The 16,414-nt window shown below is 57.7% G+C and carries 13 protein-coding genes; 4 read left to right on the top strand and 9 right to left on the bottom strand.

The window, feature by feature from the left end; all coding sequences use genetic code 11:
* Window positions 1–204 precede the first annotated feature (204 nt).
* Window positions 205–1,107 carry a CDP-diacylglycerol--serine O-phosphatidyltransferase gene (pssA, locus tag NAT21_RS15365; protein WP_250939824.1) on the bottom strand — a complete coding sequence of 301 codons (903 nt, stop codon included), beginning with the start codon at window positions 1,105–1,107 and terminating at the stop codon, window positions 205–207.
* A gap of 136 nt (window positions 1,108–1,243) precedes the next feature.
* Entirely contained in the window at window positions 1,244–2,260 is a 1,017-nt protein-coding gene (ilvC, locus tag NAT21_RS15360) for a ketol-acid reductoisomerase (protein WP_250939822.1), read from the bottom strand.
* A 160-nt stretch (window positions 2,261–2,420) separates the two neighbouring features.
* Between ilvC and ilvY the strand changes: the two genes are divergently transcribed.
* On the top strand, window positions 2,421–3,308 hold the full coding sequence (gene ilvY / locus NAT21_RS15355; protein ID WP_250939820.1) for an HTH-type transcriptional activator IlvY: 888 nt from the start codon (window positions 2,421–2,423) through the stop codon (window positions 3,306–3,308).
* Between the two features lie 53 nt (window positions 3,309–3,361).
* Here ilvY and ilvN read toward each other — a convergent pair whose 3' ends face one another.
* Window positions 3,362–3,853, bottom strand: coding sequence for an acetolactate synthase small subunit (gene ilvN / locus NAT21_RS15350; RefSeq protein ID WP_250939818.1), 492 nt, complete (start codon window positions 3,851–3,853; stop codon window positions 3,362–3,364).
* Complete coding sequence (locus tag NAT21_RS15345) at window positions 3,853–5,580, bottom strand: acetolactate synthase 3 large subunit (protein WP_250939816.1); 1,728 nt, start codon at window positions 5,578–5,580, stop codon at window positions 3,853–3,855. The genes ilvN and NAT21_RS15345 overlap by 1 nt, the downstream gene beginning before the upstream one ends.
* Window positions 5,581–6,115: 535 nt before the next feature.
* On the opposite strand from NAT21_RS15345, the gene treF reads away from it, so the two are divergent.
* Window positions 6,116–7,651 (top strand): alpha,alpha-trehalase TreF, encoded by a 1,536-nt coding sequence (gene treF / locus NAT21_RS15340; RefSeq protein ID WP_250939814.1) that lies wholly within the window; start codon window positions 6,116–6,118, stop codon window positions 7,649–7,651.
* An 86-nt stretch (window positions 7,652–7,737) separates the two neighbouring features.
* On the opposite strand, the gene clpB is transcribed toward treF, so the two are convergent.
* From clpB to rluD, 3 genes are all read right to left on the bottom strand, one after another.
* Window positions 7,738–10,332 carry an ATP-dependent chaperone ClpB gene (gene clpB / locus NAT21_RS15335; RefSeq protein ID WP_250939812.1) on the bottom strand — a complete coding sequence of 865 codons (2,595 nt, stop codon included), beginning with the start codon at window positions 10,330–10,332 and terminating at the stop codon, window positions 7,738–7,740.
* Between the two features lie 143 nt (window positions 10,333–10,475).
* Window positions 10,476–11,219, bottom strand: a complete 744-nt coding sequence (gene pgeF / locus NAT21_RS15330) for a peptidoglycan editing factor PgeF (protein WP_250939810.1) — start codon at window positions 11,217–11,219, stop codon at window positions 10,476–10,478.
* An 8-nt stretch (window positions 11,220–11,227) separates the two neighbouring features.
* A complete protein-coding gene (gene rluD, locus NAT21_RS15325; RefSeq protein ID WP_250939808.1) occupies window positions 11,228–12,184 on the bottom strand; it encodes a 23S rRNA pseudouridine(1911/1915/1917) synthase RluD in 957 nt (318 codons plus the stop codon).
* Between the two features lie 137 nt (window positions 12,185–12,321).
* On the opposite strand from rluD, the gene NAT21_RS15320 reads away from it, so the two are divergent.
* Entirely contained in the window at window positions 12,322–13,146 is an 825-nt protein-coding gene (locus NAT21_RS15320; RefSeq protein ID WP_250939805.1) for an outer membrane protein assembly factor BamD, read from the top strand.
* Window positions 13,147–13,207: 61 nt separating this feature from the next.
* On the opposite strand, the gene NAT21_RS15315 is transcribed toward NAT21_RS15320, so the two are convergent.
* Window positions 13,208–14,878 (bottom strand): NAD+ synthase, encoded by a 1,671-nt coding sequence (locus NAT21_RS15315; protein WP_250939803.1) that lies wholly within the window; start codon window positions 14,876–14,878, stop codon window positions 13,208–13,210.
* 165 nt (window positions 14,879–15,043) lie between these two features.
* On the opposite strand from NAT21_RS15315, the gene NAT21_RS15310 reads away from it, so the two are divergent.
* Window positions 15,044–15,301: a PP0621 family protein gene (locus NAT21_RS15310; RefSeq protein ID WP_250939801.1), complete on the top strand. Its 258-nt coding sequence runs from the start codon at window positions 15,044–15,046 to the stop codon at window positions 15,299–15,301.
* Here NAT21_RS15310 and thiO read toward each other — a convergent pair.
* Entirely contained in the window at window positions 15,295–16,392 is a 1,098-nt protein-coding gene (gene thiO, locus NAT21_RS15305) for a glycine oxidase ThiO (RefSeq protein ID WP_250939799.1), read from the bottom strand. The genes NAT21_RS15310 and thiO overlap by 7 nt on opposite strands.
* Window positions 16,393–16,414: the final 22 nt, after the last annotated feature.

Below are 16,414 nucleotides of genomic sequence, written 5' to 3'. Positions count from 1 at the left end.
TCGATCAATCCTGAAAATCAAAACCAAATCAGTAGGTTGCGCTACTTCAGCTGCCTGGCCGTTTGCGACGTCCCCGGCAGCGGATGCGTACTTTACGCTCGCACTGCCTCGAACACAACCCCTTCGATGAAAATTAATTACCCGAAAAGCAGGACCCCCGCTGAGAGGCACTCACAGCGAGGGTCTGCAGAAACCACTTATATATCAATCAGGCATGGAATCGTTGTGGGAGGATGCAGCTCCCTCCGCCGCAGAAGTATCGGATGCATTTTCTGATGCGCCCCCCTTTCTGCCCTTACGAACTCGGCGCAAGAGCGCCAGTATCGGCCCGGACAGGCCATAGCAGCCGAACAGGAGCAGCAGCATGACTGAAGGCTCAACGGAAATGACCACAAATCCCAGAACAATTGCCAGCAGCACTACAAAGGGAACCGGCCCCTTGAAATCGAGATCCTTGAAGCTGTAATAGCGCACGTTACTGACCATGAGGATACCGGCCGCAGCCACAATGAAAGCCATCAGCAGCTTGAACCCGAAGCCTTCTGCATTGAAGTTATGAAAGGTCCACACACAGCCTGCCACGATACCGGCCGCCGAAGGGCTTGGCAGACCAATAAACCACTTCTTGTCGATACTGCCGATCTGCACATTGAAACGCGCAAGTCGCAGTGCGGCGCCAGCCACGAACACAAAGGCAGCGATCCAGCCCAGCTTGCCGACATCCTGCAGCGTCCAGCTGAATGCCACGATTGCGGGGGCCACCCCGAAGGAAGTCATGTCCGCCAGGCTATCGTATTCTGCACCGAAGGCACTTTCGGTATTGGTCATCCGTGCAATTCGACCATCGAAACCATCGAGTACCATGGCAATGAAAATGGCAATGGCGGCAGCGCCATAGTCATTGTTCAACGCTGCAACCACGGCAAAGAACCCGGAAAACAGTGCAGACGTCGTAAAGAGGTTCGGAAGCAGATAAATCCCCTTGCGCCGAACACGCTTGCCTCCCTCCAGTACCTCCTCAACAACTTCGGTGTCTTCCCTGAATTCAGAGAAAGGGTCCCGCGGAAGGGGTTGCTTTTCGTCGTCCGGACGATTGCCATCTGTCATATCAAAAAATCCTGTTATTGACTCGCCATCATGATGCCACTAACTGACAGGCTAGACGACTCCCGGCACAATGCGCATAAAAAAGCGGGCATGCCATGGCATGCCCGCTTTTTAGTCACCAAAACGCATCAACGCCTCAGTTCTTTTCCTTGTCGACCAGCTGGTTGGCCGTAATCCATGGCATCATGCCGCGAAGCTTGCCACCGACCTGCTCGATCTGGTGTTCCGCATTGAGGCGGCGACGCGCGTGCATGGAAGGATAGTTGGTACCACCTTCCTGGATGAACATCTTGGCATACTCACCAGACTGAATGCGCTTGAGTGCGTTGCGCATGGCTTCACGGGATTGCTCGTTGATGACTTCCGGGCCGGTCACGTACTCGCCATACTCTGCATTGTTGGAGATGGAGTAGTTCATGTTGGCAATGCCGCCTTCATACATCAGATCGACAATCAGCTTGAGCTCATGCAGGCATTCGAAATAAGCCATTTCGGGCGCATAACCGGCATCAACCAGTGTTTCAAAGCCAGCCTTGACCAGCTCAACCGTACCGCCACACAGTACGGCCTGCTCACCAAACAGATCGGTCTCGGTCTCATCCTTGAACGTGGTTTCGATGATACCGGTACGGCCACCACCGATGGCTGCTGCGTAGGACAGGGCAATGTTCTTGGCCTGGCCGGAAGCATCCTGCTGAATCGCGATCAGATCCGGGATGCCGCCACCGCGTGTAAATTCGGAGCGAACCGTATGTCCCGGCGCCTTCGGTGCAATCATGATCACATCCAGATCGCCACGCGGAATAATCTGGTTGTAATGAACGTTGAAGCCGTGGGCAAATGCCAGAGTAGCGCCCTGCTTGAGGTGCGGCGCAACATGCTGCTCGTAAATGTCCTTCTGGTTTTCATCCGGAGCCAGCAGCATGACAACGTCAGCAGCGGCAGCGGCTTCAGCAACGTCCGCTACTTTCAGACCGGCACCTTCAGCCTTGGCAACGGAAGAGGAGCCCTTGCGCAGTGCCACGGTGACATCAACACCCGACTCTTTCAGGTTCAACGCATGAGCATGGCCCTGGGAGCCGTACCCGATGATGACGACTTTCTTGTCCTGAATCAGCGAAAGATCGCAATCCTTATCGTAATAGACCTGCATGTCGTGCTCCTGAAATCATGTGAAGTATAAACGTGTCAGCGTTGAGCCCCTTTCGGGCGTTGCACCGTCTGCTGCAGTGCTTTGATACCTACGATAGCGCCTGAAACTCATTGCGTAAAACGCTATATTTGCAACGAAACATTGCAGGAAATGAAACGCCATGGATCTTAGACCGCTGACTCACTTTTTAAGTCTTGCAGAGCACCTGCACTTTGGACGTGCCAGTGAACAATGTCATATCAGCGCCTCTACCCTGAGCCGTTCGATCCGCCAGCTTGAAGACAGTGTCGGCGCAGCGCTGTTTGAACGGGACAACCGTACTGTTCGACTGACTACCGCCGGACGGCGCTTTCAGCAGTTTGCGCGTGACACCCTGGAACAGTGGGAACTGCTGCGTCACTCCCTCATGGAAGAACAGGCCACGCTGTTCGGAGAGATCAGCATCTACTGTTCGGTTACCGCCAGCTACAGCTTCCTGTATGACCTGCTCAGCGAATTTCGTCTGAGACATCCTCGCATCGAGCTGAAACTGCATACTGGTGATCCGGCAGATGCCATTGCCAGGGTCATGTCCGGCGTAGAAGACATGGCCATCAGCGCACGGCCCGACCATCTTCCCCACAGCATGGCATTCAAGCCCATTGCCCGTACTCCCCTGCTGTTCATTGCCCCAAGGGATGCTCCTGACTGGATGCCGGAAACGCTGACGACGACGTCGTGGCATAGCATTCCAATGATCCTGTCGGAATCCGGGCTGGCCCGGGAACGGATCAACCACTGGTTTCGGGATCAGGGCATCAAGCCGCGCATCTACGCACAGGTATCCGGCAACGAAGCCATTGTCAGCATGGTGGGCCTGGGGTTCGGAGTGGGCGTTGTACCGGAAATGGTCTACCAGAACAGTCCTCTGGCAGACCGTGTTCAGCGGCTGGATGTTCATCCGGAACTGATGGCTTACGATGTCGGCCTGTGTGTCAATCAGCGCAAACTGAAAAACCCTCTGATCATGGCCCTGTGGTCTCAGATTGATTCGCCGCCACCGGCATGAAAAGGGCCGCTCCATGGAGCGGCCCTGATAGATCAATATGCGCTGAAAAAACCTTACAGGTTCAGCACCTTGTCACCACGTGAGACGCCAGAGACGCCGGTACGCGCCACTTCAAGAATCCCTACCGGCGCCATGGCCTGCACAAAGGCGTCCAGCTTCGAGGCATCACCGGTGATCTGCACCGTATAAATACTCGGTGTCACGTCGACAATCTGCGCCCGGAAGATATCTACCGTCCGTTTGATCTCATCGCGCTGAGCGCCGTGCGCCTTGACCTTGACCAGCATCAATTCACGCTCGATATGCGCCCCTTCCGTCAGATCCACCAGCTTGACCACATCAATCAGCTTGTTGAGCTGCTTGGTGATCTGCTCGATTACCCGCTCATCCCCCGTGGTCGTCACGGTCAGACGAGAAAGCGTGGCATCATCGGTCGGCGCCACATTGAGCGTTTCAATATTGAAATTACGCTGCGAGAACAGGCCTACTGCACGTGACAGGGCGCCCGGTTCGTTTTCCAGCAAAATAGAGATGATATGACGCATCAGGAAGTCCGCTCCGTCTTGGAAAGCAGCATGTCACGCATGGAGCCCAAAGGAACATGCATCGGATAAACGTGCTCACGCGGGTCCACCTGCACATCAAGAAATACAAGCTCATGCTTGTCTGCGAAGGTTTCTTCCAGCGCCGCCTCAAGCTCTTCCGGCGTACGAACGGTTATGGCGCGAAACCCGTAGGCTGACAACAGCACTTCAAAGTCCGGCAACGACTCCATGTAGGACTGGGCGTGGCGCGACTTGTAGTTAAGGTCCTGCCACTGCCTGACCATCCCAAGGGACTGGTTGTTGAGGTTCACGATCTTTACACCGATACCAAACTGCTTACAGGTAGACAGCTCCTGCATCATCATCTGGAAGCTGCCTTCGCCGGTAAACAGCACCACGTCATCGTCCTGATAGCTCAGCTTGATACCCATGGCCGCCGGCAGCCCGAACCCCATTGTGCCGAGGCCACTGGAGGACACCCATCGATTGGGCTTGTTGAACTTGTAGTACTGACCGGCAAACATCTGATGCTGGCCGACATCAGTCACGACATAGGCATCGCCATGGGTCGCCCGGTGAACTGCCTCGACCACCTGTTGCGGCTTGAGCGTCTCGCCCTCGCCCGCCGGCTCGTACAGCTTGCCTTCACGCTCGCTGCGCCATTCATTGATGCGCGACCACCAGTCATCCAGCGACACATGCTGTTCGGGCTCACGTTCGGACAACAGCCCAAGCATGTCATTGAGTACATGATTGGCTGCCCCCACGATCGGCACATCTGCTCGCACCGTCTTGGAGATGGAGCTGGGGTCGATATCAATATGGATGATCTTGGCAGTCGGGCAGAACCGGGACACGTTATTGGTAACACGGTCGTCAAAACGCACGCCTACCCCGAGAATGACATCAGCATGGTGCATGGCCATGTTGGCTTCGTAGGAGCCATGCATGCCCAGCCAGCCCAGCGACTGGGCGTCCCCCTGCGGATACCCCCCGAGCCCCATAAGGGAAGTGGTCACCGGCATATTGAGTCGTCGCGCCAGGTCCGTAAGCGCCTCGCTGGCCTTGCCGGTCACGATACCGCCTCCGGCAAAGATAACCGGCCGCTTCGCCTTGAGAAGCAGGTCGACGGCCTTCCTGGTCTGTCCGGCATGCCCGCGGGTCACCGGGCTGTAGGAGCGCATTCGAACTTTTTTGGGGTACACGTATTCATAACGCTCGGTGGGTGCCGTCATATCCTTGGGAATATCGACAACAACCGGCCCCGGACGCCCCGAACTGGCCAGATAAAAGGCCTTCTTGAGCACCACCGGGATATCGGAGGGATGGCGAATCGAAAAGCTGTGCTTCACGATCGGTCGCGTCACGCCGACAATATCGGTCTCCTGAAAGGCATCTTCGCCGATCAGATGGCTTGCTACCTGACCACACAGCACTACCATGGGAATGGAGTCCATGTAGGCTGTCGCAATGCCGGTCACCGCATTGGTCGCGCCAGGGCCCGAGGTCACAAGGACCACCCCCGGCTTGCCGGACGCCCTGGCATAACCATCTGCCATGTGCGTCGCCGCCTGTTCGTGACGTACCAGAATGTGCTTTACATCATCCTGACGAAACAGCGCATCATAAATATGAAGCGCGGCACCGCCGGGGTAGCCGTATATATATTCAACGCCTTCATCTTTCAGAAAGCGGGCAATCATGTCTGCGCCGGAAAGCAGTTCCACAGGTATTTCCTCTAGGTTAGGTCTCGATGGCAATCACAGGGCGATGCGCACTGGAGTTCGAGGGTGGCGATGCCACCTGCCCCTTGCCCATGGCAAGCAGCACCTGATGTCAGACCTGACGCGCAGACCAGGGATCTAGGTCTGCCGGCTGTACGCAACTCGATAGACGTGCGTACGGGCATCAAGGGCGGGCGAGTAATACCCGACCCGGACAGTCTTTCGACAGGAAATGAAGCCAGGCTTCATCTTCACGCAGGCATCGGGGGTAACCCGGTGGCCTACGCCTGCAATCAGGAGGCCCCAAGATTCCAACAGCCTTCCCCGGCTGTCAACCTTGAAGGCGACGAGAAGCGTCGGCATAACGTAAAAGAGCAGAAAGGTACCGAACGGTGGTATTCAACAGAACCACGTACTGCCATTATCATACATAGACGTTGGTTGAACCCGGGCCCCGACTCGACAGGAGCCCCCAAACAGAGCCTTATCGACGGATACCATGGACAGGATCAACGACACCGCCCAGGACAGCAGTCCCATGCACAAGACGACGCCGCCCCCGCCGATACTGTGGGAGGACCTGTTTTACGACGTCCAGAACCGGCACTTGTTCGATGACAGCAAGACCTTTGTGGACATGATCCCGACCAGCGCGCCGGACACCATTCTGTCGCTGTATCACGGACTCAAGCTCGAGCAGGGGCCGCTGACTGATCATGCCCTGAAGCTGTTTATAGAGGCTCACTTCATCGAGCAGGATGCCGGGCACGACTATACCCCCGCCCCGAATCAGTCCATTACCGAGCACATTGACGGCTTGTGGCCAGTGCTGACGCGTCATCTTGGCACTGACATGAATCCGTTTTCATCTCGCCTGCCGCTGCCTTACGACTACATCGTACCAGGTGGGCGCTTCAACGAGATGTACTACTGGGATACCTACTTCACCATGCTGGGGCTGCAGATCAGCGGCCTGACCGACATGGTGAAGGAAATGACCGACAACTTTTCCTTTTTGATCGATACCTACGGGCATGTGCCCAACGGTAACCGCACCTATTACCTGTCCCGCTCCCAGCCACCATTCTTTTCCGCCATGGTCGCCATGCGGGCACTTCATGAAGGTGACGAGATATATACCCGTTACCTGCCCTCCCTGGTGCGGGAGTATGAATACTGGATGGAAGGCAGCGACACACTGCCCCCCGAACATGCCCATCGCCGGGTGGTGAAGCTCAGTGATGGTACCCTGCTCAATCGCTACTGGGATGATGAGGACACCCCGCGTCCTGAATCCTTCCGTGAGGACATCATCACGGCGCGGCATATTTCCAGACCTCACGAGGAAGTCTGGCGCAACATTCGAGCCGCGGGCGAAAGCGGCTGGGACTTCAGCTCACGCTGGCTGGCCGATGGACAACATCTGTCCACCATTCGCACCATCGATGTGGCACCGGTCGATCTCAATTGTCTGCTGCACCGACTGGAGGCCATGATTGCCAAGGCCTTCGAAATCAAGGGTGACGAGCCGATGGCGCGCCACTACCAGCACTGCGCAGACCAGCGACGTCACGCCATTCGCACCCTGTTCTGGGACGATAGCACCGGCCTGTTCAGGGACTACCTGTGGCGGGAACGCACGCAGACCATGACTGTCAGTGGCGCCACTGCCTTTCCGCTGTATGTTCAGGTAGCCACCGACACGCAGGCAGAGCGTACAGCGCACGCCATAGCGCACTACCTGCTCAAGCCAGGCGGACTCAGCGCGACCGATACGGACACGATCGAGCAGTGGGACAAGCCCAACGGCTGGGCTCCGCTCCAGTGGGTAGCCGTCATGGGTCTTCGCCATTATGGCGAACGGGATCTGGCTCACACCATTGCCAGCCGCTGGATCACCACCAACCTTGATCGCTATCGCGAAGAAGGCAAGTTGATCGAGAAGTACAATGTGATTGATGACAAGCGTGCGGAGGGGGGGGAATACCCCGCCCAAGATGGGTTCGGCTGGACCAATGGCGTACTGCGCGCCCTCATGGCGCTCTACCCGGATGTCTCCCCGACCGGACGATAGCCTCTTCCGTCGAGCTCAGGACCTACTCCCGATCAATGGATACCTGTACATGAAAAAAGCCCCGCATTCGCGGGGCTTTTTTTGCCTCAGGCTGACGTCTTGTGCTCGAAAGCCAGATGGTCGTCCTTCATGACGACCTGAATGGTATCGCCTCCACTGAATCGGCCGGATAACAGGGCCTGTGCCAGCGGATTTTCAAGCTGTGCCTGAATGGCCCGTTTGAGGGGACGCGCGCCGTATACAGGATCAAAACCGGCTTCTGCCAGACGAACCAGTACCTCATCGGTCAACTCGATTCCCATGTCCCGCTCGGCCAGTCGTGTACGGAGTCGCGCCAGCTGGATGGTAGCGATCTTCTGAATCTGTGCCTGAGCCAGCGGATGAAATACGACCACCTCATCGATCCGGTTGATCAGCTCGGGGCGGAAGTGCTGCCCGACCACCTCCATGACCGACGATTTCATGGCCTCATAGTCATAGGAGTCGCCCTGACCGGCAAACATCTGAATGACATCGCTCCCCATGTTGGACGTCATGACGATCACGGTGTTGCGGAAATCAACCGTTCGGCCCTGACCATCAGTCAGACGACCATCCTCCAGCACCTGCAGCAGGATATTGAAGACATCGGGATGGGCCTTTTCCACCTCATCAAGCAACAGCACCGAGTAGGGCTTGCGGCGAACCGCTTCGGTCAGATAGCCCCCTTCCTCATAGCCGACATAGCCCGGCGGCGCGCCGATCAGACGAGCAATGGAATGCTTCTCCATGAACTCGGACATGTCGATGCGCACCATCGATTCTTCAGTATCAAACAGGTAATTGGCCAGCGACTTGCACAGCTCGGTCTTGCCGACGCCTGTTGGCCCAAGGAACAGGAACGAGCCATTGGGACGGTTCGGATCACTGATCCCGGCACGAGAGCGGCGTACGGCATTGGCTACCGCCGTCACGGCTTCATCCTGACCGATCACACGCTCATGCAGTGCCTGTTCCATTCGCAGCAGTTTCTCGCGCTCGCCTTCAAGCATCTTGGATACCGGAATGCCGGTCCAGCGGGCAACCACCTCGGCGATTTCTTCCTCGGTGACATTGGAGCGCAGCAATTGCAGCGGCGTCTGTTCGGCCTCGGTCGCCTCACTGATATGCTGCTCAAGCTGGGGAATCAGCCCATACTGGATCTCGGACATGCGGCCCAGATCGCCCTGCCGCCGTGCCGCTTCCAGATCAGTACGCGCCTTCTCCAACTCGGCCTTGTACTGCGCTGCCCCCTGAAGGCTGGCCTTCTCACCGGTCCAGATGTCGTCCAGGTCCGCGTATTCGCGCTCCAGTTCATTAACCGTGGCATCAAGCGTATCCAGCCGCTTGCGTGACGCCTCATCGGTTTCCTTCTTGAGAGCCTCGCGCTCGATCTTGAGTTGAATGAGTCGACGCTCAAGACGGTCCATTACCTCCGGCTTGGAATCGATTTCCATCCGGATGCGTGAAGCGGCCTCATCGATCAGGTCAATGGCCTTGTCCGGCAGCTGACGGTCAGTGATGTAGCGTGCAGACAGACGAGCAGCGGCAATAATGGCCGAATCGGTGATATCGACACCGTGATGAACCTCATAACGTTCCTTGAGGCCACGCAGGATGGCGATGGTATCTTCTTCGCTCGGCTCATCCACCAGCACCTTCTGGAAACGACGCTCAAGCGCTGCATCCTTCTCGATATCCTGGCGGTATTCATCCAGCGTGGTGGCTCCCACACAGTGGAGCTCACCCCGCGCCAGTGCCGGTTTCAGCATGTTACCGGCGTCCATCGAGCCCTCTGCCTTGCCGGCACCGACCATGGTATGCAGCTCATCGATGAAGAGGATCACCTGACCTTCTTCCCGCGACAGCTCCTTCAGTACGCCCTTGAGGCGCTCTTCAAAATCACCGCGAAACTTGGCACCGGCCAGCAATGAGCCAAGGTCCAGCGACAGAACCCGCTTGTCCTTAAGCCCTTCCGGCACTTCACCGTTGATAATACGCTGCGCCAGCCCTTCGACGATGGCAGTCTTGCCCACCCCCGGCTCACCGATCAAGACCGGGTTATTCTTGGTTCTGCGCTGCAGCACCTGAATCGTGCGGCGAATTTCCTCATCACGGCCGATGACCGGGTCCAGCTTGCCGCTGGCGGCCATTGCCGTTAGATCCGTGGTGTACTTTTCAAGCGCTTCACGGTTTTCCTCGGCACCGGCATCGCTGACCTTCTCGCCACCACGAAGCTGATCGATGGCTGTTCGCACGCTCTTGGCGCTCAGCCCTGCCTGCTTGAGCAGCTTGCTGACCGCATGGTTCATTTCCAGCGCAGCTACCAGCACCAGCTCACTGGCTACATACTGGTCACCACGCTGCTGGGCCTCGCGGTCTGCCAGGTTAAGCAGCTGGCCCAGCGCCTGCCCCATGCCGACATTGCCATCAAAATTGCTGACCGTCGGCAGGCTCTCCAGTTGCTCACTCAATGCAGCGCGCAGCTGGCCGGGATTGCCTCCGGCCTTTTGAATCAGTGATTTGAACCCGCTATCGCCGGCATCAAACAGCGACAGCAACAGATGTACCGGGGCCAGTTCGTTATGACCATGACCCACGGCCAGTGACTGGGCATCTGCCAGAGCATTTTGAAGTTTACTGGTCAGTCGATCCATTCTCATATGTCATCCTCCAGCGTCTGGGCCGGCAGGCTCTAAAGCCTGACGGTCAGCGACGCGCATTTATTTCAACGATGACTTATATATGAGGTCAAAGCGGGGAATTTCAAGGTAAGGACTACTCGAAAATGACGAAAATCATGCGCCTACTGCAACCAGATCACGCTGGCCATGCGCCCGGTTTCACCATCACGGCGATAGGAATAAAACCGCCCGTCCGAAGCTGTACAGAAGTGGCCGCCATACACCTTTTCAATGCCCAGCGCAGCAAGCCGCCCTCGAGCCAGCTTGTAAAGATCGCCCATGTAGTGGCGCAGCCGATATGGACTGGGGTCGAAGGCATTACCGGCATCAGGCTGGGCCTTGAGAAAGGCATCCCGCACTTCTTCTCCGACTTCAAACTGGGCATTTGAAATGGCAGGCCCCAGCCAGACCAGCATGTCATCAGCGGGAATTGCCATGGCACTGATCGTGTTTTCAATGATGCCGTTCAACAGCCCCCGCCAGCCGGCATGCGCCACTGCTACCCGGGTACCGGCACCATCACAGAAGAATATCGGCAGACAATCGGCAGTCAGCACCGCGCAGGCATATCGGGCGTCATCTGCCATCGCGGCATCCGCACGCGGAAGCTCGGCCCAGCCGGACTGCACCTCCGTACCGTGAACCTGATCAAGCCACAGTACCGGTCGACCATCCCCGATTTCATCACTGATCAACTGCCGACACTTCGCTACCACCGCGGGATCATCCCCCACATGAGCAGCGGGATTGAAGGCCGCAAACGGACCAGTGCTCGGGCCACTCTCACGTGTGGTAACAAAGGCTCCTACCGTGCTGGGAGCTTCCCATTCAGGCAACAGCAGGGTCGGACATTCACGATCGCTCACGGCACACCTCAGGCGTTGTCATTGTCCAGGCGAAGATGATGCAACAGCACGGTCATGTCGTCAGGTAATTCTGCCTCGACCGTCACGGCCTCGCCGGAGGCCGGATGCACAAATGCCAGCCGACGGGCATGCAGGGCCTGGCGATGAAAATGGCGCAGAGCCTCTTTCAATGCCTCGCTGGCCCCGGCCACCATCTTGAGACGGCCGCCGTAGGCAGGGTCTCCCACCAGCGCATGGTGTACATGTGCCATGTGAACCCGGATCTGATGCGTTCTGCCGGTCTCGAGCCGACAGCGTATATGGGTATGGCCTCGGAACCGTTCCTGCACTCGATAATGAGTCACGGCCGGCTTGCCGGTACTGACCACGGCCTGGCGCTTGCGATCCCGGGGGTGGCGACCAATGGGCGCGTCAACACGACCGCCTGCGATCATGGTGCCCATGGCAATGGCGTCGTACTCGCGCGTGACGGTTTTTTCCTGCAACTGCTCTACCAGCGACGTCTGCGCAACCAGTGTCTTGGCAACAACCATCAGACCGGTCGTCTGCTTGTCCAGCCGATGAACAATACCGGCACGCGGCAGGGCTGCCAGCGGCGGACAGTGATGCAGCAGCGCATTAAGCAGGGTGCCATCCGGGTTACCGGCAGCGGGGTGCACGACCAGGCCGGCAGGCTTGTTGATGACCAGCACATGGTCATCCTCATAGCGAATATCAAGCTCTATTGCCTGAGGCGTCCAGCGCGCACTGTCTTCCAGACGCGCATCGATGGTCAGTGTTTCGCCGCCCAGCAGCTTGTTCTTGGGTTTGGACGGGGCTCCGTCACAGGTCAGGGATCCATCCTTGATCCACTGCTTGAGCCGCTCGCGCGAAAAGTCGTCGAACAGGTCTGCAGCCGCCTGATCCAGCCGCCAGCCCATCATGTGATCGGGGACTGTCCGGGACTGTTCTATTGTTTCCGCCATGAATTCTCCTGCACGATGGCAAATGCCCCGTATGGTGTCTTATCGCCAAACGATGCTTTATAGTAGCCGGTCAAAGCCTTGAGGGCTTGACTGTTCATTGCGGCGGATTCTACCACGCCCATCAAGAAATGCCCGACATGAGGAAGATGATGCGCGCCATTTCCCTGAGTGTTATTACACTGACGCTTGCCCTTCTGGCAGGTTGTGCCAGCAATGGGTCAACGCCGAAGGATCAGGACGTTCCGGAACAGCAGCTGTACCAGCAGGCACAGCAGGCGCTGGACCAGGGCCGTTATTCCGCCGCGGTCAATTATCTGGAAGCCCTCGACAGTCGCTACCCGTTCGGTGACTACGCCGAGCAGGCCCAGCTCGAGCTGATATACGGCTATTATCAGGTGGAGAACTGGGACCAGACGCGTGCGGCGGCCAGCCGATTCATTCGACTGCACCCGGATCATCCCCAGGTGGATTATGCCTATTACCTGCGCGGCCTGGCTGCATGGCAGGCAGGACGATTCAGCCTTGAAGGGCTGGACCTGATCGATATTTCCAAGCGAGACCTTGGCGCCACGCGTGATGCCTACGTTGATTTCAGTGAACTGGCACGCCGCTTCCCGAACAGCATTTACGCACCGGATGCGCGCCAGCGCGTCATCTTCCTGCGAAATGTACTGGCCCGCAACGAGCTGCAGGCTGCCGATTTCTACCTGCGCAAGCAGGCATACCTGGCAGCAGTCAAGCGTGGCCAGTGGGTAATTGACCACTACCCGCAGACTCCGGCTACCCGTGACGCCCTGGCGGTCATGGTGGAGGGTTACATGGGGCTGAACATGGATGATCGCGCCAATGAAGTGCTTGGTGAACTGATCAAGAATGATCCCGATAACGCTCGTCTGAGCGGCACGACCTTCCACCCCGAATACGTTGATGCCAAACCGTTGGTGTGGAAGCCATCGTCCTGAGTCCTGACGTGATATAAAAAAACCTGCCGAATCGGCAGGTTTTTTTTCGGGCATTTCCTGATTACTCGCCCGGTTTCCAGCCATTGACGATCGGATAACGCCGGTCGCGCCCGAAACCACGTCGTGTCACGCGAACACCTAGTGGCGCCTGGCGCCGCTTGTACTCGGTACGATCCACCAACTGAATCACCCGCGCCACATCGTCGGCGTCATACCCCCGTGCCACAATGGTCGACAGGCTTTCATCCTGCTCGATGTAACAGTGAAGGATGGCGTCAAGCACGTCGTAGTCAGGCAGGGAATCCGAGTCCTTTTGATCCGGTGCCAGCTCCGCAGATGGCGGACGCGTAATGACCCGATCAGGAATTACCTCACCATCGCCCTGGGCATTACGCCACCGGGAAAGCTGATAGACCCGGCTTTTGTAGACATCCTTCAGACCGTTGTACCCACCCACCATATCGCCATAAAGCGTGGCATAGCCCACCGCCATTTCACTCTTGTTGCCGGTGGTCAGAACCATCAGCCCCTTCTTGTTGGAAATGGCCATCAGCAATACCCCGCGACAGCGGGATTGAAGATTTTCTTCCGTCGTGTCCTGAGCCAGACCATCAAAGCTTTCGGCCAGCGTTGACGTAAAGGCCTCAACCATGGGAGCGATCGGCATGACGTCATAACCGACACCGAGGGTTCGGGCCTGCAGGGCGGCATCTTCCCGGGATATCTCCGCCGTATAGTGGTAGGGCATCATGACGGCATGAACCCGGTCGGGGCCAAGCGCATCCACGGCGATGGCCAGTGACAGGGCCGAATCAATGCCACCTGAAAGCCCCAGCACCACGCCCTTGAAACCGCTTTTGTTGACATAGTCACGTACGCCCGAGACGAGCGCGCAGTACAGGGATTCATTGTCGTCCGGCCAGGGATAGCGCTCACCCGCCTGCGGCTGGAAACGATGGGCGGCATCGCGCTCGAACAACGCAGGCATCAACCCGACTTCCCAGGCCGGAGAGCGCGTGGTGCACTCCCCTTCGCGGTTCATGACAAACGAGGCACCATCAAACACCAGTTCGTCCTGACCACCAATCTGATTGACATAGACAATCGAGGCATTCGCCTGACGTGCCCTGCGGGCCATGATCGAGGTGCGCTCGTCGAATTTGTCCAGATGAAAGGGGGATCCGTTCGGGGAGAGAATAATGTCGATGTCCTGGCCTATCAGCGACTCGATCGGTGCGTCGTCCCACAGGTCTTCGCAGATAAGCAATGCCAGACGAACACCCCGGAAGGTGAAGATACAGGGCGTCGTGCCCTTGCTGAAATAGCGCTGCTCGTCAAACACCTGATAATTGGGCAGGGCCTGCTTGAAATATTCCTGCTGCCATTGGCCGTTGTACAATACCCCGGCCGCATTGTAGCGCTTGCCGTGACGCACAATCGGATACCCGATAACCACCATCACATCACGCACTACCCGGCTGGCCAGTTCATCCAGCGCCGTTTCGATACGTCCCTGCAGCGCGTCGCGCAGCAACAGATCCTCCGGGGGGTAGCCGGTCAGAAACAGCTCGGGCAAAACCACTATGTCAGCCCGGTGCTCGATACGCGCCTCACGAACCGCTTCGACGGCCCTGGCCGTATTACCCGAAATATCACCGACCAGCGGATCAAGCTGGGCCATGACCACAACCAATGAGGCGTCGGACGCCCTGGTGCCGCTTTCCTTCTCCATGAACAACCCGTCTTTTTTCCTGAAGATGGCACATCAGCACAAGGAACAATGACAATTCCCCCGCGCCTCGCTAAGGTACAACGCGGTGCTAGATGCAGCATCTGTCTGATTGATTACCTGCGGTTATTGTACTCGCCAAAACCGCCTGCCTACCAAGGAATATCCATGGCTCGTTTTCTGGTACTGCTCGCTATTGTCTGGCTGGCATGGGTTGCCTGGCGCGGCTGGCAGCGCAAGCGCATGTCTTCCGCAGCCAAAAACCCTTCTCGCGCCACCCCGTCAGCCACCCGGCTTGTCGTGCCCTGCGCCTACTGCCGTCTGCATGTACCCACCGAGGAAGCACTGCATCATGGCCGGCATGCCTTTTGCTGCCAGGATCATCGCCAGCGCTTTCAGGAAAATCAGGGAAAGCGCGATCAGTGAGCTGCTGCCACCGACCTCACCTGATATGGCGCAGGGTCAACACAGCATGTCTGGCCGGTCATCTGCTCGACCAGCAGCCGGCTGGCCCCCGGCGCCAGCACTACCCCATTGCCAAAGTGGCCACTATTGACCCACAGATGCCGGACCTCGGGCACCGCACCAATAAAGGGGATACTGTTCGGCGACCCCGGTCTCAGCCCTGCCCAGTGATGAACGACCGGGCAGTCCGCCAGCCCCGGCATCAAGTGCAGGGCCTGTCTGTACAGCATGCTTCTTGTTGATGCCGTCGGGGTCTTGTCATATCCCGCATGTTCGAAGGTACTGCCAAACAGAATATGGCCATCCTGCCGCGGGATCGCATAGAACCCTTCGGACAGCACCACGTGCTGCAAGCGTCCGGGCGCGGCCTTGAACAACAGCATTTCGCCCTTTACGGGATAAACCGACAACTGCACGCCAATATCGGCCAGTAGCTCACCACTCCAGGCCCCACTGCACACCACCACCTGACGCGCGTCCAGCACGGCATTATCAGTCTCGACACCCGTAGCCCTGTCGTTGTCGATGCGTATACGGCGGACCGTCACCTCCTCCAGCAGCCGCACATACGGTGACGACATGGCCCATTGCCTCAGTGCCTTGCCCAGCCGTGGTGTGCGAAGGCTCCCAAGGCCCGGCATGTAAAGCGGCGTGCGGGCCTCACGGACAAGAGGCACCCGAGCACGGAAGTCAGCCTGATCAAGCTGTTCAAGCTCCTTTCCGTGGCGCCGGGCCCAGGCATGAGCATGGCCGGGGTCATCAACATTGACGTGAAAGATGCCAGGGGTGTGGTACTCGGGATCAATGCCGGTGTCAGCCCTCAACGTATCCACCAGCGGGCGGTAGTCTGCGATGGCCTGATCCGACAGCACGGTAACCGGGTCACTGTAGGTCCAGGGATAGAGAGGTGAAATAATCCCGCCCCCCGCCCAGGACGACTCTTGAGCGCATTGACGACGATCAATCAGCGAGACACTGGCACCGGTCTGCACAAGATGCCACGCCGTCATAAGGCCTGAGACCCCACCGCCGATAATCAATACATCACTCAATTAACTTCTCCTGATGGCAAGG

Origin of the sequence: Larsenimonas rhizosphaerae (assembly GCF_023700005.1) — a bacterium.
GTDB classification, from domain to species: Bacteria; Pseudomonadota; Gammaproteobacteria; order Pseudomonadales; family Halomonadaceae; genus Larsenimonas; species Larsenimonas rhizosphaerae.
This window is presented reverse-complemented; position numbering and strand designations above follow the sequence as displayed.